25 protein-coding genes and 1 pseudogene are annotated in these 23,423 nt (G+C 71.7%); 16 read left to right on the top strand and 10 right to left on the bottom strand.

Annotated features, from left to right (window positions below):
• Nucleotides 1-7 precede the first annotated feature (7 nt).
• Nucleotides 8-1,204 carry a lipid-transfer protein gene (locus G6N10_RS03920; RefSeq protein ID WP_085096604.1) on the bottom strand — a complete coding sequence of 399 codons (1,197 nt, stop codon included), beginning with the start codon at nt 1,202-1,204 and terminating at the stop codon, nt 8-10.
• A complete protein-coding gene (locus G6N10_RS03925) occupies nt 1,201-1,650 on the bottom strand; it encodes a Zn-ribbon domain-containing OB-fold protein (protein ID WP_085096562.1) in 450 nt (149 codons plus the stop codon). Before G6N10_RS03925 ends, G6N10_RS03920 begins: the two co-directional genes overlap by 4 nt.
• A 101-nt stretch (nt 1,651-1,751) precedes the next feature.
• On the opposite strand from G6N10_RS03925, the gene polA reads away from it, so the two are divergent.
• Nucleotides 1,752-4,457, top strand: coding sequence for a DNA polymerase I (gene polA / locus G6N10_RS03930; RefSeq protein ID WP_085096559.1), 2,706 nt, complete (start codon nt 1,752-1,754; stop codon nt 4,455-4,457).
• Nucleotides 4,458-4,476: 19 nt separating this feature from the next.
• On the opposite strand, the gene G6N10_RS03935 is transcribed toward polA, so the two are convergent.
• The gene (locus tag G6N10_RS03935; RefSeq protein ID WP_085096556.1) at nt 4,477-4,803 is read right to left on the bottom strand and encodes an AzlD domain-containing protein; all 327 of its coding nucleotides are present in this window, start codon (nt 4,801-4,803) and stop codon (nt 4,477-4,479) included.
• Complete coding sequence (locus G6N10_RS03940; RefSeq protein WP_263993567.1) at nt 4,796-5,515, bottom strand: AzlC family ABC transporter permease; 720 nt, start codon at nt 5,513-5,515, stop codon at nt 4,796-4,798. The genes G6N10_RS03935 and G6N10_RS03940 overlap by 8 nt, the downstream gene beginning before the upstream one ends.
• Before the next feature lie 38 nt (nt 5,516-5,553).
• Between G6N10_RS03940 and G6N10_RS03945 the strand changes: the two genes are divergently transcribed.
• The 5 genes and pseudogenes from G6N10_RS03945 to coaE form a co-directional block, all read left to right on the top strand.
• Entirely contained in the window at nt 5,554-6,366 is an 813-nt protein-coding gene (locus tag G6N10_RS03945; protein ID WP_085096550.1) for a thioesterase family protein, read from the top strand.
• 21 nt (nt 6,367-6,387) lie between these two features.
• A complete protein-coding gene (locus tag G6N10_RS03950; RefSeq protein ID WP_133055144.1) occupies nt 6,388-6,978 on the top strand; it encodes a hypothetical protein in 591 nt (196 codons plus the stop codon).
• A complete protein-coding gene (locus tag G6N10_RS03955; protein WP_163742202.1) occupies nt 6,975-7,136 on the top strand; it encodes a hypothetical protein in 162 nt (53 codons plus the stop codon). The genes G6N10_RS03950 and G6N10_RS03955 overlap by 4 nt, the downstream gene beginning before the upstream one ends.
• 105 nt (nt 7,137-7,241) lie before the next feature.
• Nucleotides 7,242-8,678: a 30S ribosomal protein S1 gene (rpsA, locus tag G6N10_RS03960; RefSeq protein WP_085096544.1), complete on the top strand. Its 1,437-nt coding sequence runs from the start codon at nt 7,242-7,244 to the stop codon at nt 8,676-8,678.
• Nucleotides 8,679-8,768: 90 nt separating this feature from the next.
• A pseudogene (coaE, locus tag G6N10_RS03965) lies at nt 8,769-9,707 on the top strand (dephospho-CoA kinase); the annotation flags it as partial.
• Nucleotides 9,708-9,718: 11 nt separating this feature from the next.
• On the opposite strand, the gene G6N10_RS03970 reads toward coaE, so the two are convergent.
• Nucleotides 9,719-10,324: a hypothetical protein gene (locus G6N10_RS03970; protein ID WP_179962812.1), complete on the bottom strand. Its 606-nt coding sequence runs from the start codon at nt 10,322-10,324 to the stop codon at nt 9,719-9,721.
• Between the two features lie 61 nt (nt 10,325-10,385).
• Complete coding sequence (locus tag G6N10_RS03975) at nt 10,386-10,892, bottom strand: ribonuclease FAU-1 family protein (protein WP_179962871.1); 507 nt, start codon at nt 10,890-10,892, stop codon at nt 10,386-10,388.
• Between the two features lie 82 nt (nt 10,893-10,974).
• On the opposite strand from G6N10_RS03975, the gene G6N10_RS03980 reads away from it, so the two are divergent.
• Nucleotides 10,975-11,310, top strand: a complete 336-nt coding sequence (locus G6N10_RS03980) for a DUF732 domain-containing protein (RefSeq protein WP_234810569.1) — start codon at nt 10,975-10,977, stop codon at nt 11,308-11,310.
• A gap of 234 nt (nt 11,311-11,544) precedes the next feature.
• On the opposite strand, the gene G6N10_RS03985 is transcribed toward G6N10_RS03980, so the two are convergent.
• From G6N10_RS03985 to G6N10_RS03995, 3 genes are all read right to left on the bottom strand, one after another.
• Nucleotides 11,545-12,015, bottom strand: a complete 471-nt coding sequence (locus G6N10_RS03985; protein ID WP_085096594.1) for a DIP1984 family protein — start codon at nt 12,013-12,015, stop codon at nt 11,545-11,547.
• A gap of 82 nt (nt 12,016-12,097) precedes the next feature.
• Nucleotides 12,098-12,709: an RES domain-containing protein gene (locus G6N10_RS03990; protein WP_085096535.1), complete on the bottom strand. Its 612-nt coding sequence runs from the start codon at nt 12,707-12,709 to the stop codon at nt 12,098-12,100.
• Nucleotides 12,702-13,217, bottom strand: a complete 516-nt coding sequence (locus G6N10_RS03995; RefSeq protein WP_085096532.1) for a hypothetical protein — start codon at nt 13,215-13,217, stop codon at nt 12,702-12,704. Before G6N10_RS03995 ends, G6N10_RS03990 begins: the two co-directional genes overlap by 8 nt.
• Before the next feature lie 113 nt (nt 13,218-13,330).
• On the opposite strand from G6N10_RS03995, the gene uvrB reads away from it, so the two are divergent.
• The 4 genes from uvrB to G6N10_RS04015 are packed head-to-tail and all read left to right on the top strand — an operon-like array spanning nt 13,331 to nt 17,475.
• Nucleotides 13,331-15,490, top strand: a complete 2,160-nt coding sequence (gene uvrB, locus G6N10_RS04000) for an excinuclease ABC subunit UvrB (RefSeq protein WP_085096529.1) — start codon at nt 13,331-13,333, stop codon at nt 15,488-15,490.
• 41 nt (nt 15,491-15,531) lie between these two features.
• The gene (locus G6N10_RS04005) at nt 15,532-15,756 is read left to right on the top strand and encodes a toxin-antitoxin system protein (RefSeq protein ID WP_165757671.1); all 225 of its coding nucleotides are present in this window, start codon (nt 15,532-15,534) and stop codon (nt 15,754-15,756) included.
• Nucleotides 15,746-16,099, top strand: coding sequence for a type II toxin-antitoxin system PemK/MazF family toxin (locus G6N10_RS04010; protein ID WP_085096591.1), 354 nt, complete (start codon nt 15,746-15,748; stop codon nt 16,097-16,099). Before G6N10_RS04005 ends, G6N10_RS04010 begins: the two co-directional genes overlap by 11 nt.
• Nucleotides 16,099-17,475, top strand: coding sequence for an MFS transporter (locus G6N10_RS04015; protein ID WP_085096523.1), 1,377 nt, complete (start codon nt 16,099-16,101; stop codon nt 17,473-17,475). The genes G6N10_RS04010 and G6N10_RS04015 overlap by 1 nt, the downstream gene beginning before the upstream one ends.
• A gap of 33 nt (nt 17,476-17,508) precedes the next feature.
• Here the strand turns inward: G6N10_RS04015 and G6N10_RS04020 are convergent, their stop codons facing one another.
• A complete protein-coding gene (locus tag G6N10_RS04020; protein ID WP_133055143.1) occupies nt 17,509-18,090 on the bottom strand; it encodes a hypothetical protein in 582 nt (193 codons plus the stop codon).
• Between the two features lie 142 nt (nt 18,091-18,232).
• On the opposite strand from G6N10_RS04020, the gene G6N10_RS04025 reads away from it, so the two are divergent.
• From G6N10_RS04025 to G6N10_RS04045, 5 genes are all read left to right on the top strand, one after another.
• Nucleotides 18,233-19,864, top strand: coding sequence for a protein kinase domain-containing protein (locus tag G6N10_RS04025; protein WP_234810568.1), 1,632 nt, complete (start codon nt 18,233-18,235; stop codon nt 19,862-19,864).
• Nucleotides 19,865-19,927: 63 nt separating this feature from the next.
• Entirely contained in the window at nt 19,928-21,622 is a 1,695-nt protein-coding gene (locus G6N10_RS20660) for a serine/threonine-protein kinase PknH/PknJ (RefSeq protein WP_085096514.1), read from the top strand.
• Entirely contained in the window at nt 21,619-22,302 is a 684-nt protein-coding gene (locus G6N10_RS04035) for a sensor domain-containing protein (protein ID WP_085096511.1), read from the top strand. The genes G6N10_RS20660 and G6N10_RS04035 overlap by 4 nt, the downstream gene beginning before the upstream one ends.
• A 43-nt stretch (nt 22,303-22,345) precedes the next feature.
• Nucleotides 22,346-22,957, top strand: coding sequence for a hypothetical protein (locus G6N10_RS04040; protein ID WP_163742205.1), 612 nt, complete (start codon nt 22,346-22,348; stop codon nt 22,955-22,957).
• 256 nt (nt 22,958-23,213) lie between these two features.
• Entirely contained in the window at nt 23,214-23,402 is a 189-nt protein-coding gene (locus G6N10_RS04045; protein ID WP_133055067.1) for a hypothetical protein, read from the top strand.
• Nucleotides 23,403-23,423: the final 21 nt, after the last annotated feature.

Genomic DNA, 23,423 nt, shown 5'->3' on the forward strand with positions numbered 1-23,423 from the left:
GGGGCCGTCAGCGGGCGACGATGACCGACGAGCCGTGGCCGAACAGGCCCTGGTTGGCGGTGATCCCGACGGTCGCGCCCTCGACCTGGCGGCCGGTGGCCTGGCCGCGCAGCTGCCAGGTCAACTCGCAGACCTGGGCGATCGCCTGGGCCGGGATGGCCTCACCGAAGCAGGCCAGCCCGCCCGACGGGTTGACCGGAACCCGGCCGCCGAGCGTGGTCGCGCCGCTGCGCAGCAGCTGCTCGCCCTCGCCCTTGGCGCACAGGCCCAGGTGCTCGTACCAGTCGATCTCCAGCGCGGTGGACAGGTCGTAGACCTCGGCGCAGCTGACGTCCTCCGGGCCGATGCCGGCCTCGGCGTAGGCGGCGTCGAGGATCTGGTCCTTGAACACCCGGTCGCCGGCCGGCACCGCCGCGGTGGAATCGGTGGCGATGTCGGGCAGCTCGGGCAGGTGCTGCGGGTAGCGCGGGGTCACCGTCGACACCGCGCGCACCGACGGCACCCCGGCCAGGGAGCCCAGGTGCTTGGCCGCGAAGTCGGCGCTGGCCACGATCAGCGCGGCCGCGCCATCGGAGGTGGCGCAGATGTCCAGCTGGCGCAGCGGGTCGGAGACCACCGGGCTGGCCAGCACGTCGGCGACCGCGGATTCCCTGCGGTAGCGGGCATTTGGGTTGCTCAGCCCGTGCCGGGAGTTCTTCACCTTCACCTGGGCGAAGTCCTCGGAGGTGGCGCCGTACAGATCCATCCGGCGCCGGGCCAGCAGCGCGAAGTACACCGGGTTCATCGCCCCGATCAGGTGGAACCGCTGCCAGTCCGGGTCGTTCTTACGCTCACCGCCGACCGGGGCGAACGCGCCCTTGGGGGTGGTGTCGGCGCCGATCACCAGCGCCACGTCGCAGAACCCGGCCAGGATCTGGGCCCGGGCGCTCTGCAGCGCCTGCGAACCCGAGGCGCAGGCCGCGTACGAGGACGACACCGGAACCCCGTTCCAGCCCAGCTTCTGGGCGAACGTCGAACCGGCGATGAAGCCCGGGTAGCCGTTGCGGATGGTGTCCGCGCCGGCGATGAACTGGATCTGCTGTGCGTTCAGGCCGGCATCGGCCAGCGCGGCGCGGGCGGCGATCACCCCGTACTCGGTGAAGTCCCGGCCCCACTTGCCCCACGGGTGCATGCCCGCGCCGAGGATGTACAGCGGTTCGGTCATGCCGGGATCCTCCACACGTAGGTCAGCCGCTCGAACCCGGCCTCGTCGGTGTACAACCGCTCCAGCCCCAGCTCGAGCTCCATGCCGACCCGCAGGTCGGCGGCCAGGGTGCCCTCGGCGACCTTGGCCAGCACGATCAGGCCCTCGGCGGCCAGTTCGACCGCGGCGATGGCGAACGGCTGGAAGTCCTCGGGCGCCGGATACGGGGCCGGCGGCGGATAGCGGTTCTCGGTGTAGCTCCACACCGTGCCGCGCTGCGACAGCGCGACGAGCTCCAGCACGTCGGAGTCGCACGCCGGGTTGGGGCAGTTGTTGGCCCGCGGCGGGAAGACATAGGTCCCGCAGGCGGCGCATTTGCCGCCGGTCAGGTGGGGGTTTCCGGCGTCGTCGAACGCCCACCACCCCTCGATCGCCGGCAGGCTCTGCGGATCGGTTGCTCCTGGCACGTGGAACAGCCTAGCCCGACGCCGGGACGAAACTGAAACGTGTTCCAGTTCCGCGCTCGGGTGCCCTTCGCGCCGGGTGTCCGCGCCGATGCCTAAGGTTGATGGCTGTGAGCCCAGCACCCGACGCCGACCGGTCCACCCTGCTGCTGCTGGACGGCAACTCGCTGGCCTTCCGGGCCTTCTACGCGCTGCCCGCGGAGAACTTCCGGACCCGCGGCGGCCTGACCACCAACGCCGTCTACGGCTTCACCGCCATGCTGATCAACCTGCTGCGCGACGAGAAACCCGACCACGTCGCCGCCGCCTTCGACGTGTCCCGGCAGACCTTCCGCAAGGAGCGCTACCCGGAGTACAAGGAGGGCCGCTCGGCCACCCCCGACGAGTTCCGCGGCCAGATCGACATCACCAAGGAGGTGCTCGAGGCGCTGGGCATCACGGTGCTGGCCGAACCCGGCTACGAGGCCGACGACATCATCGCCACGCTGGCCACCCAGGCCCGCGCCGCCGGCCACCGGGTGCTGATCGTCACCGGCGACCGGGACGCGCTGCAGCTGGTCAGCGACGACGTGACCGTGCTGTACCCGATCAAGGGGGTCAGTGAGCTGACCCGGTTCACCCCCGAGGCGGTGGCGGCCAAGTACGGGCTGACCCCGGCGCAGTACCCGGACTTCGCCGCGCTGCGCGGCGACCCGAGTGACAACCTGCCCGGCATCCCGGGGGTCGGGGAGAAGACCGCCACCAAGTGGATCACCGAGTACGGCTCGCTGCAGCAGCTGATCGACCAGGCCGACACCGTGCGCGGCAAGGTCGGCGAGTCGCTGCGCGCCAACCTGCCCGCGGTGGTGCTCAACCGGGAACTGACCGAGCTGGTCAAGGATGTGCCGCTGGCCCAGACCCCGGACACCCTGGCGATCCGGCCGTGGGACCGCGACCAGATCCACCGGCTGTTCGACGACCTGGAGTTCCGGGTGCTGCGCGACCGGCTGTTCGACACCCTCTCGACCGCCCAGCCGGAGGCCGAGGAGGGCTTCGAGCTGCGCGGCGCGGCGCTGGAGCCCGGCGGCGTCGCCGACTGGCTGGCCGCCCAAGCCGCCGACGGCACCCGTACCGGGCTGGCGGTGACCGGCACGCACCGCACCTTCGACGCCGACGCCACCGCGCTGGCGATCGCCACCTCCGGCGGTGACGCGTGCTACCTGGACACCGCGCTGCTCACCCCCGACGACGACGCCGCGCTGGGCCGCTGGCTGGCGGCGGCCGACCAGCCCAAGGCGCTGCACGAGGCCAAGCTGGCCCGCCACGACCTGGCCGGCCGCGGCTGGCGGCTCGACGGCGTCACCTCCGACACCGCGCTGGCCGCCTACCTGGTGCGTCCCGGCCAGCGCAGCTTCGCCCTCGACGACCTGTCGGTGCGCTACCTGGGCCGCGAACTGCGCGCCGAGGATCCCGGGCAGCAGCAGCTCTCGCTGCTCGACGACACCGACGGCGCCGACGAGCAGGCCGCGGCGACCCTGATGCTGCGGGCCCGCGCCGTCGTCGACCTGGCCGACGCGCTGGACACCGAGCTGGCCAAGATCGACGAGTCCAACCTGCTCACCGAGATGGAACTGCCGGTGCAGACCGCGCTGGCCGAGATGGAGGCCGTCGGCATCGCGGTGGACCTGGACCGGCTGTCCGGGCTGCAGTCCCGGTTCGCCGACGAGATCCGCGACGCCGCCGAGGCCGCCTACGCGGTGATCGGCAAGCAGATCAACCTCGGATCGCCCAAGCAGCTGCAGGTGGTGCTGTTCGACGAGCTGGAGATGCCCAAGACCAAGAAGACCAAGACCGGCTACACCACCGACGCCGACGCGCTGGCCGCGCTGCTGGACAAGACCGGGCATCCCTTCCTGCAGCACCTGCTCACCCACCGCGACGTCACCCGGCTCAAGGTCACGGTGGACGGGCTGCTCAACGCGGTGGCCGCCGACGACCGCATCCACACCACCTTCAACCAGACCATCGCGGCCACCGGCCGGCTGTCCTCCACCGACCCGAACCTGCAGAACATCCCGGTCCGCACCGACGCGGGCCGCCAGATCCGCGACGCGTTCGTGGTCGGCGACGGCTACGCCGAGCTGATGACCGCGGACTACAGCCAGATCGAGATGCGGATCATGGCGCACCTGTCCGGTGACGCCGGCCTGATCGAGGCGTTCAACACCGGCGAGGACCTGCACTCCTTCGTCGGATCGCGGGCCTTCGGGGTGCCGATCGACGAGGTCACCCCCGAGCTGCGCCGCCGGGTCAAGGCGATGTCCTACGGGCTGGCCTACGGGCTGAGCGCCTACGGTCTGGCCGCCCAGCTGAAGATCTCCACCGAGGAGGCCAAGGAGCAGATGGAGGCGTACTTCGCCCGGTTCGGCGGCGTGCGCGACTACCTGCAGGCCGTCGTCGAGCAGGCCCGCAAGGACGGCTACACCTCGACCGTGCTGGGCCGGCGGCGCTACCTGCCGGAACTCAACAGCAGCAACCGGCAGGTCCGCGAGGCCGCCGAGCGAGCGGCGCTCAACGCCCCGATCCAGGGCAGCGCCGCCGACCTGATCAAGGTGGCGATGATCGAGGTGGACCGCGGGCTGCGGTCGGCCGGCCTGACCTCCCGGATGCTGCTGCAGGTGCACGACGAGCTGGTGCTGGAGATCGCCGACGGCGAGCGGGACACCGTGGCGGCACTGGTCCGGGACAAGATGGGCGGCGCCTATCCGCTCGACGTTCCGCTGGAGGTGTCGGTGGGCTACGGCCGGTCCTGGGACGCCGCCGCGCACTGAGCACCGAATGCCGAGCGGGTCAGGCCAGGTTGACCAGCGCCACGTAGGCCAGCGTGCCCAGCCCGACGCTGAGCAGGGTGCGCCGGCCCAGGCCCAGGTGCACGGCCACCGTGACGGCCACCGCCACCAGTGCCTTCCCCGGGTTCCCCGGGTCGCCGGAGGCGCTGCCGACGAACGTCGCGGCCGCCAGGATCGCCAGCAGGCCGGCCGGCATCCACGCCACCATGGCCGCGACAAACCGCGAGCCGCGCAGTGGTTTGAGGATCAGAAACGGCACGGCTCGCAGCGCGAAGGTGATGCCGAAGCCGATCGCCAGCACGGCGAGCAGATAGCCGGTGTCAGGCATCGGCGGGCTCCGCCGCGCCGCGGCCCCGGGTGAACAGGTACCGCAGCACCAGCGCGCCGACGAAGCCGAGCAGCCCGGCGAACAGCGCGGAGTCCGGCACCAGCAGCAGCGCGGTGCTGAACGACAACCCGGCCAGCAGCAGCGACGGCAGCTGCCGCCGGCCGCGGCAGGCGTCCAGGGTCAGGGTGACGAACAGCGCGCACAGCGCGAAGTCCAGACCCTCGATCCGGCCGGGCAGCAGCGCCCCGGCCAGCACGCCGGCCAGCCCGCCGCCGACCCAGTAGCACTGCAGCGCGGCCTGCATGGCCAGCAGCCGCGGCGCGGTCCAGCCGCGCGGATTTACCGCGGTGATCGCGTAGGCCTCGTCGATCAGCGCGTACACCGAGTACAGCCGGGCCGCCGGGTTGCGCACCACCGGCAGCGGGAAGGAGAACGCGTAGAAGACGTGCCGAAAGTTCACCAGGAAGGTGGCCAGCGCGATCGCCACCAGCGAGGTGCCCGCGCTGACCAGGCTGACCAGCAGCAGCTCCATCGACCCGGCGAACACCGCCACCGACAGCGCCGGGGCCAGCCACCACGGCAGCCCGGCCTGGGCGACCAGCAGGCCGAAGGCGACGCCGATCGGGAACAGTCCGAGACCGGCCGCCAGTGACACCCGCAGGCCGGCCAGTGCCTCGGCGCGTCGGGACGGGGGCTCGGCCACGGTGGCCATCATCGGGCACGCCGGGGGGCTCGGTCACACTGAGGGGTATGGCCGACACCGACGACGTCTTCACCGAGGCGCTGCAGCTGACCGGAACCGATTCCCCGCACCGGGTGACCGGGCACACCCACCCGGCCTGGGCGAACATGGTCGGGCCGTTCGGCGGGATCACCGCCGCCGTGCTGCTGCGGGCCATCGAGCAGCACCCGGACCGGCTCGGGGACCCGCTGGCACTGACCGTCAACTACCTGGCCCCGATCGCCGACGGCCCCTACCAGCTGAGCCTGAACCCGGTGCGGACCAACCGGACCAACCAGCACTGGATCGTCGAGCTGAGCCAAGACGGTGAGCCCAAGACCACCGCCACCGCCATCTTCGGCAGCCACCGCGACACCTGGGGTGACACCGAGGCCGGGCCGCCGCCGGCACCCGCGCCGGAGACCGTCCAGCCGCGCGGCACCGGCTTTCCGACCTGGCTGTCGCGCTATGACATGCGGATGGTGGCCGGCGAGCTGCCGGAGGTCGAAGGGCAGCAGGCGGCGTCCTCGACCAGCACGCTCTGGGTGCGCGACGCGGCCGGGCGCGCGCTGGACTACGCCGGACTGGCCGCCCTGTCGGACATCTTCTACCCGCGCATCTACCTGCGCACCGGGCGGCTGATCCCCGCCGGCACGATCACCCTGACCACCTACTTCCACGCCGGCGGCGCCGAGCTGGCCGCCGTCGGCGGGGACTTCCTGCTGGCCACGGCGGCGGCCCGGCGGTTCTCCCGCGGCTTCTTCGACCAGACCGCGACGCTGTGGAGCCGCGACGGCGTGCTGCTGGCGACCAGCGACCAGTTGGTGTACTTCAAGGGCTGAGCCGCGCCCTACCCTGGACCGGTGAGTGACACCGATCGGCCGGCCCGGGTGCCGCTGCTGCTGCGGAACATGGTGCTGCTGGTCTCGTCGCTGTACCAGCTGGTGCCGGCCCGGCTCACCGACCTGTTCGCGGTGCTGATGGCCCGGCTGGCCTACTGGAAGGGGCACCCGCTGCACGCCCGGGTGCTGCAGGACTTCCGCGACAACGTCGACCCGACCGCGCAGCACTCGTCGCGCAAATGGCGCCCGGTGCGGGCGATGTACCGGGCCCTGGTGCGCAACGCCAACGACGCGCTGTGGTTCCTGACCGCGTCGCGGGCCGCGGCGCTCCGCCGGTTCCGGATCGCCGACCCGTCGCCGCTGGTCAAGGCACTGGAGGCCGGCGCGGGCCGCGGCGCGGTGGTGGTCTTCCCGCACCTGGGCTCCTACGCGTCGCTGCCGGTGGTGCTGGCGCTCAACGGGTTCCCGACCACGATCGTGGCGAACCGGCAGCCCGGCCCGATGCAGTGGGTGATGGACCGCGGCGCCCGCAAGGCCGGCCTGGAGCTCGTCGTCGTCGACCGCACCCGGGGCGTCAGCGTCACCGCCGCGACCCGGTGCTCGGTGCGGTGATCCCGGTATCCCAGGACGCCGCGGTGCAGGTGCTGTCCCAGCAGATCGCCGACGCGATGGGGGAGTTCATCGAGCGCCGGCCCGAGCAGTGGGTGATGCCCGGCGGACTGGTCTCCGATTCGCTGGGCCGCCGGGGACCGGGTTTGTCCAGCGTGTGACACCTCGAGTACCCTCAGGAGGTACCTGCGCGTGCTCTGGCACGCGTGGGCGCCAATGAAACTCACCCGTCCCTTCGATTAGACCTGTCCGGAGCAACCCACCACATGCCAAGCCCCTCCGTCACCTCGCCGCAAGTAGCCGTCAACGACATCGGCTCGGCCGAGGACTTTCTCGCCGCCATCGACAAGACCATCAAGTACTTCAACGATGGCGACATCGTTGAGGGCACCATCGTCAAGGTTGACCGTGACGAGGTCCTGCTCGACATCGGTTACAAGACCGAAGGCGTCATTCCTTCCCGTGAGCTGTCCATCAAGCACGACGTCGACCCCCACGAGGTGGTGTCCGTCGGTGACGAGGTGGAAGCCCTGGTCCTCACCAAGGAGGACAAGGAAGGCCGCCTGATCCTGTCCAAGAAGCGCGCTCAGTACGAGCGGGCCTGGGGCACCATCGAAGAGCTCAAGGAAAAGGACGAGGCCGTCAAGGGCACCGTCATCGAGGTCGTCAAGGGCGGCCTGATCCTCGACATCGGCCTGCGCGGCTTCCTGCCCGCGTCCCTGGTCGAGATGCGTCGGGTCCGCGATCTGCAGCCGTACATCGGCAAGGAGATCGAGGCCAAGATCATCGAGCTCGACAAGAACCGCAACAACGTGGTGCTGTCCCGCCGCGCCTGGCTGGAGCAGACCCAGTCCGAGGTGCGCAGCGAGTTCCTCAACCAGCTCACCAAGGGCGCCATCCGCAAGGGTGTGGTCTCCTCGATCGTCAACTTCGGCGCGTTCGTCGATCTCGGCGGCGTCGACGGCCTGGTGCACGTCTCCGAGCTGTCCTGGAAGCACATCGACCACCCGTCCGAGGTCGTCGCCGTCGGCGACGAGGTCACCGTCGAGGTGCTCGACGTGGACATGGACCGCGAGCGGGTTTCGCTGTCGCTCAAGGCGACTCAGGAAGATCCGTGGCGGCACTTCGCCCGCACCCACGCGATCGGCCAGATCGTTCCGGGCAAGGTCACCAAGCTGGTGCCGTTCGGCGCGTTCGTCCGCGTCGAGGAGGGCATCGAGGGCCTGGTGCACATCTCCGAGCTGGCCGAGCGCCACGTGGAGGTCCCGGACCAGGTGGTTGCCGTCGGCGACGACGCGATGGTCAAGGTCATCGACATCGACCTGGATCGCCGCCGGATCTCGCTGAGCCTCAAGCAGGCCAACGAGGACTACACCGAGGAGTTCGACCCGTCGAAGTACGGCATGGCCGACAGCTACGACGACGCGGGCAACTACATCTTCCCGGAGGGCTTCGACGCCGAGACCAACGAATGGCTCGAGGGCTTCGACACCCAGCGCACCGAGTGGGAGGCCCGCTACGCCGAGGCCGAGCGTCGCCACAAGATGCACACCGCGCAGATGGAGAAGTTCGCCGCGGCCGAGGCCGAGGAGGCCGCCCGGCCGACCTCGAGCAGCTCCGGCGGCGGCGAGCCCGCGGGCGGATCGCTGGCCAGCGACGCGCAGCTGGCCGCGCTGCGGGAGAAGCTGGCGGGCAACGCCTAACCGGCTGTCCACCTGGTAAGCCACGAACTCCCCGGTCCGAAAGGGCCGGGGAGTTCTGGCTTTCCGGGGGCCGCCTGCAAGACTGTCCGGATGCTGCGAATCGGTTTAACCGGCGGAATAGGCGCCGGCAAGTCCACCGTGTCCTCGACCTTCGCCGAGTTCGGTGCCGTCGTCGTCGACGGTGACGTGATCGCCCGGGAGGTCGTCGAACCCGGAACCGAGGGACTGGCCGGCCTCGTCGAGGCGTTCGGCCGCGACATCCTGCAGCCCGACGGCGCACTGAACCGGCCGGCCCTGGCCGCCATCGCCTTCAGCGACGACGCCAAGCGGGCCACCCTCAACGGGATCGTGCACCCGCTGGTGGGGCGGCGCCGCGCCGAGCTGATCGAGGCCGCCGGCTCCGACGCGGTCATCGTCGAAGACATTCCGCTGCTGGTCGAATCCGGGATGGCACCGCTGTTTCCGTTGGTCATCGTCGTCAACGCCGACGTCGAGACCCGGGTCGGGCGGCTGATCGAGCACCGCGGCTTCACCGAGGACGACGCCCGCGCCCGGATCGCCGCGCAGGCCACCGAGCAGCAGCGCCGCGCCGTCGCCGACGTGTGGCTGGACAACTCCGGCAGCCCCGCGGCGCTCGTCGAGGCCGCCCGGGTGCTGTGGCATCAGCGGATCGCGGTGTTCGCCGACAACCTCGGGCGGCACCGGCCCACCCCGGATCCGACGGTCGTCGTCGACTACGACCCGGCCTGGCCGGCGGCCGCCGGCCGGATCATCGCGCGGCTGCAGACGGCGTGCGGGCATCGTGCGCGGCGCATTGCCCATGTCGGGCCGACCGCGGTCGCGGGCGCCGGCGCCCGCGACATCATCGACATTGAGATCACCGTCGATTCGGTGCAGACCGCCGACGAGCTGGCCGAGGCGCTGCTGGGCGCCGGCTACCCGCGGGTGCCGCAGACCGGCGCGGACGAGCGCCGGTATGCCTCCGCCGACCCGGGCCGGCCCACCCACCTGCGGCTGCGGACCGGCGGTTAGACCGGCGGTTAGACCGGCGGTGCCGGGGCGGGTTCGGGCTCCGGTGCGGGCACGGGACCGGTTGCCGGTACCGGCTCGGTGGGTGGTGCCGCCACGGGCTGCAGGGTGAGCGGGGCGCCGCACAGCAGCGCGCCGTAGTCCGGGTCGTCCTTGGGGCGGGTCAGCCGGGGCCCGACGAAGGTGTCGGCCTGGGCGACCAACTGCTCGTCGATCTCGATCTCGCAGTGCAGGTTGGCCGAATACGGCAGATCGATCTCGACCCGCATCCCGGCGGTGCTGCGATCGCTGAGCACCGTTTGGGCCTCGAAGGTGCGGCCCGGCAGCATGGTCGGGTCGGCGGTCTGGAATTCGGTGTCCGACGAGCGGAACTTGATCAGCGCGCGCCGGGACAGCCCGTCGATGCGGGCCCGGTAGGTGACATTGACCGGCATTCCGGCGTCGTCGGTGGCCTCGGGAGCCGCCTCGGGTCCGGCCTCGGGTCCGGCGGGGGTCGGGACGCCGGGCGCCGGGACAACCGGGTCCGGGTCGGCCGCGGCCAGCGCGGGCGAGCCGAGCAGCGTCAGGGCAGCGCAGAGCGCCGCCGTCGCGATACGCGCGCTGGGGTGGGACGTCACGTGCTCTTGCCTCTCGCCGGCCGAGGGTTCCGGTTGACTAGCTAGCTGGTCTCATTGTTGCCTATCGCCACCACAACCGCATCTCGTTACCGGCCAGCCACCGGCTCAGGTCGTGATCGTGGGCGGCCAGCCCGGCGACCGCCGCCAGCGCGCTGCCCAGCGCCCGCTCGGCGACCTCCGCCGACAGCAGGCCGTCGCGGTGCGCGGCCAGGAACTCGTCGACGTCGAGCACGTCGGTGCGCTGCCCGCGGTAGACCACCAGGTCCAGGTAGTGATCCTCGGTCCGCCAGAGCTGCCCATCGTCGTCCACCGCGATGTCCACCACGTCGAGGTAGAAGTCCTGGGCCCGCTGGTGCCCGGGATTCCAGTCGTACACCGTCGCGCGCAGGCCGAGGGTCGGCAGCAGCCAGGACTGCAGGTAATTGAACTGGGCGCGGCCCGGGGTGGGGCGGGCCAGATACAGGCCCCACGGGGTGCGCGCATAACGGTCCACCGCCCGGACGATGCCCTTGTTGTCGGTGTTGGTCCGGGCGGCGACGTCGAAGATCTCGCGCTTGGGTGGGTGGATCCCGCCAGCGTAGCGGCGGCGGCCCCGGCCGCGTCGAAATTTCTGTCGGCGACCCCGGCGGACCGGCGTTAGGGTCGTCACCATGACGATGACGAAGGTGGGCGCGGCGATGGCCGGTGCGCTGGTGGGCGGTTCGGTGCTGTTCGGCAGTGCGGCGCTGTTCGGCAGTGCGGCGCTGTTCGGCAACGCGGCGGTGGCCGGCGCCTGGCCGACCACGGTCACCCCGGAGATGCAGCGGTACATCGACAACGCCCGCGGCGCGGGTGCCGCCGGTGACGACGACGCCCTGCTGTCCCAGGGGTACCTGGCCTGCCGGCTGCTCTACACCGGCCAGGGCAGGCAGGGCGCCGTCGACGCGACCAGCGAAGCCGTCGTCAACGCGGCGCGCGGCACGCTGTGCACCCAGGCGCCGGGCTGACCGGCGCCTGGGTACCCATCGATCGGGGTGTGCCCCGTGCCCACCCTCGCCGCCACGGATCTGCACGCGGTGATGCACGATGCGCAATGCGTCGTCACCGGTGCGCTGTGCGGAGCTGCGTTGTGACCGAAGGAGTCGAACCTTCCGCGCTGCCCTCCGCGCGCCAGCGGTGACCGGGCTTGGCCCGCCGGTCTGGGCTTGTGCACGCCTCCGTGGCGACTACCTGCACCCCGATCAGTCGAGCAGATCCACCTCCCAGTTGGCTCGCTGGATCCGCACGTCGAGTTCCCGCAGGTCGCGGGACACCCGATCGGCGTCCGCCCGCAGCTGCGACACCGGCAGCGCGGCGAACATCTTGAGCTCCGAGCGCAGCTGCCGGGCGTAGTCGTTCTTGTCGGCCCCGGCCGCCGCGTCGGCGGCCGTCGTCAGCAGGTGCTGGCGCCAGCGCAGCGCGTCGCGGCGGGCCAGCGCATCGGTCAGGGTGCCGTCGGAACCGATCCGTGCGGCCGCGTTGGTCCGATTGATCCGCCGGATCAGCGCCCCCCACTCGTCGATCAGCCCCTGGGCCTCGGCCAGCAGCGCGGCGGCGTCCTCGGACGGCGCCTCACCCTCCTGGTAGCGCGCGTTGGCCTTCACCCGGGTACGCAGCGACTCGATCCGGCGCAGGGTGGTCGATCGCAGGGACAGCGCCTCGGCCAGCTTCATGGTGCTCATCTCCTCTGGGTGAGTTCTCATCCTCACCCAGGGTGTCCGGGCGCGGCAACGCATTTTTCGCAGCCGGCCGGGCTCACAGCTCCCAGCCGATGGTGAACCCGTGCCGCAGCACCAACCGGGCCAGCACGTCGGGGCGGTCGGCCAGCGGCCACGAGGCCGCCTCGAAGGCCTCGGAGCCGAAGACGGCGAGGTTCAGCGAGGACTCCGGGGTGGTGCGCGACCGGTAGACGATGGCGTCCAGGTCGGCCCACCAGCGCCGGACGGCGTCGGCCAGCAGGTGGCAGGTGTGCCAGACGTCGGGGTGCTGGCCGGTGCTGATCTGGTCGTCCACCTCGAGCGCATCGAGGTTGCGTTCGGTGCGCAGGTCCAGCACCCGCAGCGGCCGGGTCGTGGTGAGCCGGATCAGGTGATCGGCGCCGTGGTCGGCGGGGATCACCAGGCCGGTGCCCCGGTAGCGCTCCCGGAACGCCCCGGTCAGCAGGCGCCCGGCATAGCGGGTGCGAAAGGCCCCCGAATCGGGGTCGAAGCGATACCGCGGGGTGGCGAACCCGACCCAGGTCCAGTCGGGGAAGGCGGCGGCCTCCACCCGCCAGAACTGCGTCCCGGCGGGGATCGAACGGCGGCGCAGTCCCGGCGGGCGGTCGGTCGGCGGCGGGCGCCGGTATCCGGCCGGAAGCTCAGGCACCGAGCGCGGCCAACATGCCCCAGGCGGTGTCGGCGAGGTCCGGGCGGCGCAGCGCCGCGGCGATCGAAACCCCACCCAGCTCGTCGTGGGTGATCCGCATGATGCGGTCCGCGGCCATCGGATCGGCGGTGAACCCGGTCAGCAGATCCAGTATCCGCGGCAGCTCCGGGCGGACCCGGTCCTCGTCGAATTGCCAAGCCGGAAACCAGGTTTGGTTCCCGATCGGCGCTCCGATCAGCCTGCCGCGGGTGCGCATCCGGTGCACCGCCTGCGGGGTGCGCAGGCCCAGCAGGGCCTGCACCGCCGGGGTGGGCAGCGCGCCGTCGCGGAAATCCTCGGTCAGCGCGGCGCGACGGGTGCGGTTCAGGTTCGCCGCGGCGATGCGCTCCAGGGTGCCGGCGGGCCCGTCGGGGGCGTCGACGAGCAACTCGAGGACCTCGGCGAAGCCGGGATCGCGCTCGGCGCGCGCCTGGACCTCCCGAACCAGCGGGGCGACAGCGGACGTCATGGCTCCAGCCTACGCCGCACTGCGGGTAATTGAAACAATTGAATCAGCGATGCTGCGCGGGTGCGGCGCGCGGCGCGGGGTGCCTGTCGGGCCCGCCGCCTACCCTGGAGGCCATGGCCTTCGCAGCGGAACACCCCGTCGTCGCGCATTCGGAGTACCGTGCCGTCGACGATGTGGTCCGGTCCGGCGCCGCGTTCGAGGTGGTCAGCGAGTACGAACCCGCCGGTGATCAACCGACCGCCATCGCGGATCTGGAACGCCGGGTTCGGGCGGGGGAGCGCGACATCGTGCTGCTCGGTGCCACCGGCACCGGCAAGTCGGCGACGACGGCCTGGCTGATCGAACGGTTGCAGCGGCCCACCCTGGTGATGGCGCCCAACAAGACGCTGGCCGCCCAGCTGGCCAACGAGCTGCGGGAGATGCTGCCCAACAACGCCGTCGAGTACTTCGTCTCGTACTACGACTACTACCAACCCGAGGCCTACATCGCCCAGACCGACACCTACATCGAGAAGGACAGCTCGATCAACGACGACGTCGAGCGACTGCGGCACTCGGCGACCTCCAGCCTGCTGTCCCGCCGCGACGTCGTCGTGGTCGCCTCGGTGTCCTGCATCTACGGCCTGGGCACCCCGCAGTCCTACCTGGACCGCTCGGTGGAACTGAAGGTCGGCGACGAGGTGGTCCGGGATCAGTTGCTGCGGCTGCTCGTCGACGTGCAGTACACCCGCAACGACATGTCGTTCACCCGCGGCGCGTTCCGGGTGCGCGGCGACACCGTCGAGATCATCCCGTCGTACGAGGAACTCGCGGTGCGCATCGAGTTCTTCGGCGACGAGGTGGAGGCGCTGTACTACCTGCACCCGCTGACCGGCGATGTGGTCCGTCAGGTCGATTCACTGCGGATCTTCCCCGCCACCCACTACGTGGCCGGCCCGGAGCGGATGGCGGCGGCGCTGTCCGGCATCGAGGAGGAGCTGGCCGAGCGGCTGGCCGACCTGGAGAACCGGGGCAAGCTGCTGGAGGCCCAACGGCTGCGGATGCGCACCAACTACGACATCGAGATGATGCGCCAGGTCGGGTTCTGCTCCGGGATCGAGAACTACTCCCGGCACATCGACGGCCGGCCGGCCGGCTCGGCGCCGGCCACCCTGCTGGACTACTTCCCCGAGGACTTCCTGCTGGTCATCGACGAATCGCACGTCACCGTCCCGCAGATCGGCGCCATGTACGAGGGCGACATGTCCCGCAAGCGCAACCTCGTCGAGTTCGGTTTCCGGCTGCCGTCGGCGACCGACAACCGGCCGCTGACCTGGGAGGAGTTCTCCCAGCGGGTCGGCCAGACGGTGTACCTGTCGGCCACCCCCGGCCCGTACGAGCTGGCCCAGTCCGGCGGCGAGTTCGTCGAACAGGTGATCCGCCCGACCGGGCTGCTGGACCCGAAGGTGACGGTCAAACCCACCAAGGGCCAGATCGACGACCTGATCGGCGAGATCCGCGCCCGCACCGACCGCGACGAGCGGGTGCTGGTCACCACGCTGACCAAGAAGATGTCCGAGGACCTCACCGACTACCTGCTGGAGATGGGCATTCGGGTGCGCTACCTGCACTCCGAGGTGGACACCCTGCGCCGCGTCGAGTTGCTGCGGCAGCTGCGACTCGGGGAGTACGACGTGCTGGTGGGCATCAACCTGCTGCGCGAGGGCCTCGACCTGCCCGAGGTGTCGCTGGTGGCGATCCTGGACGCCGACAAGGAGGGCTTTCTGCGGTCGCCGCGCAGCCTGATCCAGACCATCGGCCGGGCGGCGCGCAACGTGTCCGGCGAGGTGCACATGTACGCCGACAGGATCACCGACTCGATGCGGGAAGCCATCGACGAGACCGAGCGCCGGCGGGCCAAGCAGATCGCCTACAACACCGAGCGCGGCATCGACCCGCAGCCGCTGCGCAAGAAGATCGCCGACATCCTCGACCAGGTCTACCGGGAGGCCGAGGACACCGAGTCCGTCGAGGTCGGGGGCTCCGGGCGGAACGCCTCGCGGGGTCGGCGCGCTCAGGGGGAGCCGGGCCGTGCGGTCAGCGCCGGCATCGTCGAGGGCCGCGACACCGCCAACATGCCGCGCGCCGAGCTGGCCGACCTGATCAAGGATCTGACCGAGCAGATGATGGCCGCCGCCCGCGACCTGCAGTTCGAGCTCGCCGGCCGGTTGCGCGACGAGATCGCCGACCTGAAGAAGGAACTGCGCGGGATGGACGCCGCCGGGCTGCAGTAGCCGGGTAGACCGATTCGTATACGTATCGGTAGCCTGAGCTGATGACGACGATCAAGGTCCCGGCCGAGCTGCGCGACCGGATCAACCGGGATGCCCGGGAGCGGGGGATCTCGGCCGCCCGGTTCATCGAGGGATTGCTCGACGGTTTCGAGCGTCGTCAGCGCATGGAGGCGTTCGGCCGGGCCTTCCGCGGTGCCGACTCCGATTACTGGGATGAGTTCCGCGCCTGGGACGTCGCCACCGATGATGTGCGCGATGGCCAGTGAGCTCCGACGCGGGAGCGTGCTGTGGGCCGAACTCGACCCGGTGCGCGGGCGTGAGCAGTCCGGTCGCCGGCCCGTTCTCGTCGTTGCCGGCGATCTGTACCTGGAGCAGGCAGATACCTTGGCGATCGTGGTGCCCGCGACGACGAACGACCGCGGCTGGCCCAATCATGTTCCGCTCAGCGGGCCCGGGCTGACCCTGCCGACGCGGACCCTGGCGATGACCGAGCAGCCTCGGACCATCACCAGGGAGCGGCTGTTCGACCACGCCGGCATGGTCGATGCGGCAACGATGCGGGAAGTGGATCGTTGGCTCCGCGATTTCCTGGGGCTGGCAGGCGCGTGATGAGCCCCGGCAGCTGGCGGGAGCTGCTGGCCCGGCCCTACCTGGGCGCCTGCGCGGTGCTGGCCGGCGGGGTCGCGCTGTACGCCACCAACGAGTTCCTCACCGTCAGCCTGCTGCCCTCGACCGTCGCGGACATCGGCGGGCAGCGGCTCTACGCCTGGGTCACCTCGGTGTACCTGGTCGCCTCGGTGGCCGCCGCGACCACCGTCGGTGGACTGCTGCGCCGGCTGGGCCCGCGGTGGGCGTACCTCGGCGGTCTGGCGGTGTTCGCGGCGGGCAGCCTGGTGTGCGCGCTGGCCCCGAACATGGAAATCCTGCTGGCCGGCCGGGCGGTGCAGGGCGCCGGCGGCGGGGTGCTGGCCGGGCTGGGCTACGCGGTGATCAACGCGGTGCTGCCGCCGTCGCTGTGGACCCGCGCCTCGGCGCTGGTGTCGGCGATGTGGGGCGTCGGCAGCCTGATCGGGCCGGCCTCCGGCGGGCTGTTCGCCCAGCTCGGGCTGTGGCGGTGGGCGTTCTGGATGCTGCTGATCCTGACCGCCGCGATGGCCCTGCTGGTGCCGCGGGCGCTGCCGGGTCGGGTCGGGGTCACCCGCGACGAGCCGTGGCGGATCCCGGTCTGGTCGCTGCTGCTGCTCGGCGCCGCGGCCCTGGCGGTGAGCGTGGCCGCGCTGCCCCGGCAGCTCTGGGCGACCGTCGCGCTGCTGGCCGTCGGGGTGGCGCTGGTGGCGATCTTCCTGGTGGTCGACCGGCGCGCCGCAGTCGCGGTGCTGCCGGCGACGGCGTTTCGGCCCGGTCCGCTGAAATGGATGTACGCCACCCTCGGCCTGCTGATGACCGTCACCATGGTCGACATGTACGTGCCGCTGTTCGGTCAGCGGCTGGCCGGGCTGCTGCCGCTGGCCGCCGGCTTCCTTGCGGTGGCGCTGTCCACCGGGTGGACGGCCGGTGAACTGGTCAGCGCCTCGATCGCCCGGCGCCGCACCACGGCCCGGATCGTGGCGTCGGCCCCGCTGGTGATGGCCGTCGGACTGATCGGCACCGCCGCCACCCAGCGGCCGGGCACCGGGTTGCTCGGCGTCGCGGTCTGGGTGGTGACCCTGACGGTCACCGGCGTCGGCATCGGGATGGCGTGGCCGCACCTGTCGGCGTGGGTGATGGGTGGGGTGCACGACCCGGCGGAGGGCACCACCGCCGCGGCCGCGATCAACACCGTCCAGCTGATCTGCGGGGCGTTCGGGGCGGGCCTGGCCGGGGTGATCGTCAACCTGACCGACGACGGCGGCGCGGCGCCGGCCCGCTGGCTGTTCGGGTCGTTCGCGGCGCTGGCGCTGCTCGGGCTGTTCGCCTCGGTGCGGGCGGCGCGCGCCGACCGATAGCGCGCCAGCCGGGGCGGACCCCGCCGGTCAGACTCAGCCGGGCGGATTCGGCGCCGGCGGAAACGCCGGCATGCCGCTGGGCGTGACCAGGTTGGTGCCCCAATCCGACAGCGGGTAGACGTTCACCGAATAGGTCAGCCGGCTGTTCCTGGGCGACTCGTGACTGCACAGCGCGACGATGTAGCCGCCGTCACCGGCCGACCGGTCCTTGCTGAACGCGGCCTGCTGGTCGCAACCGGCGGCCGGCCCGGCGGGCTTCTCGATCCGGAAACCGGCGGCGGTGAGCAGTTGCTGCGCCTTGTCGAAGGCGGGCCCGGCCAGATCGCCGACGGTCAGCGTCCACATCTGGCCGGTGGTGCCCGGAACGTCGAAGGATTTGCCGTTCACGGTGCCCGCGACGACGGGCACGTCGGTGGGAAAGCCCTCGGGCAGGTCGGTGGCGACGCCGGGGTCCGCGGCAACCGTGGTGGTGGTCGTTGTCGTGGTGGCGGCCGGTGTCGGCGCGCTGTCGGTGGCGTCGGCGGGCTGCCGGTCGGTGCAGCCGGACAGCGCGACGGCACCGGTCAGCAGCAGCAGCGCCAGCGTCGTTGCCGGCCGGGGCGGCGGGTTGGTCATGGCCAGCAGTTTAAGCACCCGGGCCGCGGCCACCGGCGACGGCCGAAAGGGTGTCCGGCGGGGTGACCGGGGGTGCCTATGCTGGCACCGTGTACCTCATCGGTGTGGCCCCCGGCCGCCGCGGCAGCCGGCCGGCGCGACCGTGCTGAACCCGGGCACCGACTTCGCCGGCTACCGGATCGAGCGGGTGCTCGGCTCCGGCGGCATGGGCATGGTCTATCTGGCCCGCGACCGGTATCTGCCGCGCTGGGACGCGGTGAAGGTGCTGTCCGCGCAGTTGTCCCGCGATCCCGACTTCCGGGCCCGGTTCACCCGGGAGGCCGACGTCGCGGCCGGGCTCAGCCACCCCAACATCGTGTCGATCTACGACCGCGGGGAGACCGACGGCCAGCTGTGGATCGCGATGCAGTTCGTCGACGGCACCGACGCGGAGAACGCGCTGCGGGCGGGCACCATGACCCCGAACCGGGCGCTGCACATTGTCGGGCAGGTCGCCAAGGCGCTGGACTACGCGCACCACCGGCACGTCGTGCACCGCGACATCAAACCGGCGAACTTTCTGCTGGAGGCCGGTGACGGCGGCGGCGAGCGGGTGCTGCTGGCCGACTTCGGGATCGCCAGGGCACTCGACGACGCCGGCTCGATCACCGCGACCGGTTCGGTGCTGGCGACGGTCAGCTACGCCGCGCCGGAGACGCTGTCGGGGGGCGTGGTCGACGGGCGCGCCGACATCTACGCGCTGGGCTGCAGCCTGTTCCGGCTGCTGACCGGCCGGGCGCCGTTCGAGTCCGCCGGCGGGATGGCCGCGGTGATGCTGGCGCACCTGCACCAGCCGCCGCCGCGGGTGTCGGAGGTCCGACCCGGGCTGCCGGTCGCCCTCGACGAGGTCATCGCCACCGCGCTGGCCAAGGATCCGGCGCGCCGTTACGGCAGCGCGCGGGAGCTGGCGGCCGCGGCGTCGGCCGCGCTGCACCACGGCCCGGCCTCGGGCTGGGTCCCGCCGGTTGCGCCGCCGGTTGCGCCGCCGCGGCGTGGGCGGCGCCGGATGGTGCTGGGTGCGCTGGCCGGGGTCGGGATCGTCGCCGCCGGTTCGGTGGCCGCGGTGACGGCGTTCGGCGGCGGCGACGCGGAATCGGATCCGGTCCCGCGGGCCGCGGTGACCTCGCCGGTTGCCGAGCCCGCGCCGATCGTGCCGGTCAGCGCGCTGCGCGGGCTGCTGCTGCCGCCCGATGAGCTGCAGGAACTGGCCGGGGGGCGGGCGATCTCCGAGATTGCCACCCAGCCGGCACTGACCAGAAACTCGGCGGCACTGACCGAGAAGGAGTGCATCGGCCCCTGGGCGCCCACCGACGAACTCACCTACACCGGCAGCGGTTACCTCGGCGCCCTGGTCCAGTACTTCCACCACACCGATGACGCGGCGCAGAGCCCGACCGTGGTGCAGGCCGTCGTCGGATTCCTGAACCCGGCGGCCGCCAAGGGCTATCTCGATCAGCAGATCGCCGGCTGGAAGGCGTGCGGCGGCCGCACGGTCACCATCAATGTCGCTGGAAAGGCCCCGATGATCCAACGGCTCGGGGTGCCGCAGGTCAGCTCGGACGGGATCCTGACGATGGTCACCGCGAACCAGGATGGTGGGCAAGCACTGTGCTCGCATTCGCTGGGCGCGCGCAACAACGTGGTGATCGAGGTGGACATCTGCAATCAGGACTCCGCGGGCGGGGCTCCGTCGCGGGCGGTGGTGGCGCGGATCGCCGACGGCATCCCCGCCTAGCTGCCCCGCCAGCCCCGGTCGGCCGGGCACGGTAGCGTGGCGGCGTGATGCGCAGGGGCGCCGGTGGCCGATAACACGCTGGCCCAGGGCGCCGTGTTCGCCGGGTATCGGATCGAGCGGGTCCTGGGCGCCGGCGGTATGGGCGTGGTGTATCTGGCCCGCAACCCGGTGCTGCCGCGATCCGACGCCCTGAAGATTCTGCCGGTCGAGATGTCCCGCGACGACAACTTCCGGGCCCGATTCGTCCGCGAGGCCGATGTTGCGGCCGGCCTGACCCACCCCAACATCGTGCAGATCTACCGGCGCGGGGAGGCCGACGGCCAGCTGTGGATCGCGATGCAGTTCGTCGACGGCACCGACGCGGAGAACGCCCTGCGGGCCGGGACGATGACCCCGCAGCGCGCCGTGCACATCGTCACCGAGGTGGCCAAGGCGCTGGACCACGCGCATTCCCGCAACGTGGTGCACCGGGACGTGAAACCGGCGAACTTCCTGCTGTCCGCCGAGGACGGCGACGCCGAGCGGGTGCTGCTGGCCGACTTCGGCATCGCCCGCGCCCTCGATGACGCCACCTCGTTGACCGCGGCCGGATCGGTGATGGCGACGGTCAGCTATGCCGCGCCGGAGGTGCTTTCCGGCGGTGTCGCCGACGGGCGCACCGACATCTACGCGCTGGGCTGCACGCTGTACCGGCTGCTCACCGGGCAGGCTCCCTACCAGGGTGACGACGTCGCCGCGGTGATGATGGCGCACCTGCAGCAGCCGCCGCCACTGGTCAGCGCGACCCGGCCCGGGCTGCCGGCGGCGCTCGACGGCGTCGTCGCGACCGCGATGGCCAAGGACCCGGCGCAGCGTTACCGCACCGCCCGGGAATTCGCCAAGGCCGCCACCGCGGCACTGACCGGGGGCTACGGCGCCGAGCGGTCCGCCGGGCCGCCCCCGCTCACCACGGGCACCACCACCGGCCGGTATCCGGCGGCGACCGGGCCGTACCCGGGGCCGGCAGCTCCCGCGCCGCGCCGCAGCCGGACTCGGCTGATCGTCACGGTGGCGGCGGTGCTGGCACTGGCCGCGGCGGCGGTCGTGGGCGTCGCCGCGACGCGGCGGGGCGGGGCCGAGCAGCCCCCGCCGGTGGCGTCCACCGCCGACCCGGCGCCCATGCCGGACGCCGAACTGCCCGGCCTGCTGAGCAGTGCGCAGGAGCTTTCCGAGCTCGCCGGGGTCAAACTGCGGACCGATCCAGCTGTGCCGGTGCTGGCCTCGGACTACCTGCAGTTGGCCGATCCCCGGTGCGCCGCCGCATTCGCGCCCGGCCAACTCAACGAGTACCGGGGCAGCGGCTGGATCGCGTCGCGCTACCAGGCGTTCACCGAGATCCCGCCGATCAAGAACGCCATCGGGCTGTCGGTCTTCGGGCAGCAGATCGTCGTCGGCTTCGACACCGCCGGGGCGGCAGCGACATTCGCCGAGCAGCAACGCGCACACTGGCAGGACTGCTCCAACGGCCTCATCCAGCTGCGCTCGAGCGATCCGGCCAAGCCTCCCATGACGATTCAGGTCGGTGGGCTGACGGTCACCGACGACGACATCCTGATGCTGCCGCAGAGCCTGGAGGGCGCCCAGGGCATGGTGTGCGGCCGGTCCCTGACCCACCGCAACAACGTCGTGGTGGACGTGACGCTGTGCGGGTTCGACGACGCGGCCGAGCAGACCGCGCAGCTGGCGCGCAGCATTCGTGACAGGATCCCCGGGGCATGAGGGTGCCCAGGAGGGTGTGCGCGATCGCGGCCCCGGTGCTGGCGGCCGGGCTGCTGGCCGGCTGCGCGAGCACCGTCGCCGGTACCGCGCGATTTGCCGGGCTTGGCTCCGACGGCGCGACCGTGTCGGCGGCGCAACTCGACGGACTGTTCCCGGACGCCGGCGCGGTGGCCGACCTGGCCCGCACCGGACCCCTCGGCGCTCCGCGGACGTACTCGTCGCCGCCGGCGGCGACGGCGGGGCCGGACAGCCCGTCCTGCACGGCCGCGGTGCTGCCCGGAGCGGGTTACCCCGGCAGCCAGACCGATGTGCGCGGTCAATCCCTCACCGAAACCTCGGGGAAGAACCCGGGAACCGTGGAGATGATGGTCGTCCGATTCGACACCGCCACGGACGCAACGAGTTTCGTTGACGGACTGTGGTCGTCCTGGGGGCAGTGCGGGGGAGAGCTGGTCCGATTCGCCGGCGACGACGGCAACTGGGTGCTCGGCGCGCCCCGCATCGCCTACGGGGCGCGGACCGTCGGCCGGGCCCGCGAGGGCGGGCAGGGTTTCGGCTGTGCGCGTGCGGTCGGCGTTCGCGGCAACCTCGTTGCCGATGTGACCGACTGCGGTGCGGACCGCTCCGTCGTCGCCGATCGGGCGGCCCGGCTGGTCGAGGCGATTCTGGACAGCGCGTAGCGCGACATTGTGCGCCGCCGGCGACGGTGTCGAGGTGGCGGCAATGTTCCTGCTGGGCGCGGTGGCGGTCGGGACGCTGTCGAGCCTGTACCTGGGCACGGTGATGCAGGCCGCGCAGTACCGCATCAAACGGCCCGGCTGGCAGCTCGTCGGGATCCTGGCATTCGTCGGCGGGCTGGTGGTCATCTGGGGTCTCGGTGAGGCCACCATGGCCATCGGATTGACCTGGGGCCGAAAGCTTTTCGGCCACCTCCTAGGCCGCCGCCTGCTGCCGGTGCCGGTCCGGTCAGAAGGGTGGTGGGTCGTGGTAGTCCGGTGGTGGGGTGCGGTTTTGGGCTTTGGCTTTGGCGATGATGGCGGCGCGTTCGGTGGCGGCTTGGGCGGCGTTGGCGGCGCGTTCGGTGGTGATGTGTTGGGCGCGGGTTTTGCTGCGGGGTTGTTTTCGGGTGGGCATCATCACGGTGGCGCCGGGGCTGCGGGTTTTGCGGGTGGGTGGTCGTGGTGGTGGGGCTGGTGCGGTGGTGGTGTTCCAGTCGGGGAACAGGAGGTGGCTCAGTGGTTTTTGGGTGTAGCTGTGGCCGGTGGGGGTGGTGATGGTGAGGGTGCCGTCGGGGGTCATGGTGTCGGTCCAGCCGGGCCAGAAGGTTCTGAGTAGGTGGTGCAGTCGGCAGCGGGGTCCGAGGTTGGCGGGGTGGGTGGGTCCGCCGTTGTTGCGGGCGATGATGTGGTCGAGGTCGCAGTCGGTGGCGGGGCGGTCGCAGCCGGGGTGGCGGCAGGTGATGTCGCGGGAGCGGATGAACTCGTCGAGTCGGGCGGAGGGCCGGTAGCGGGGTTCGGCGGGGCCGGTGGGGGTGGTGACGGTGCGGATGCGGGCGCCGTGGGCGATGAGGTCGGCCAGCAGTGGGGCGGGAATGGTGGCTCCGGAGCGGCCCGGGACGATGCCCGAGGGTGCGGGGGTGCCGGGCTCGGGGCGCAGTTCGGTGCTGTTGTTCCCGCGGGTGGTGCGGGGGTTTTTGCCGGTGCCGTGGATGGAGGTGCGGGCGGCTCGGGCCAGTGCGGTGGGGGTGGCGGTGGCGGTGTCTGTGATCGTCTATAGGTAGTCCGTTTCGGCGGGGTTTTCC

This window comes from Mycolicibacterium fallax, assembly GCF_010726955.1.
In the GTDB taxonomy this organism is placed as follows: Bacteria; Actinomycetota; Actinomycetes; order Mycobacteriales; family Mycobacteriaceae; genus Mycobacterium; species Mycobacterium fallax.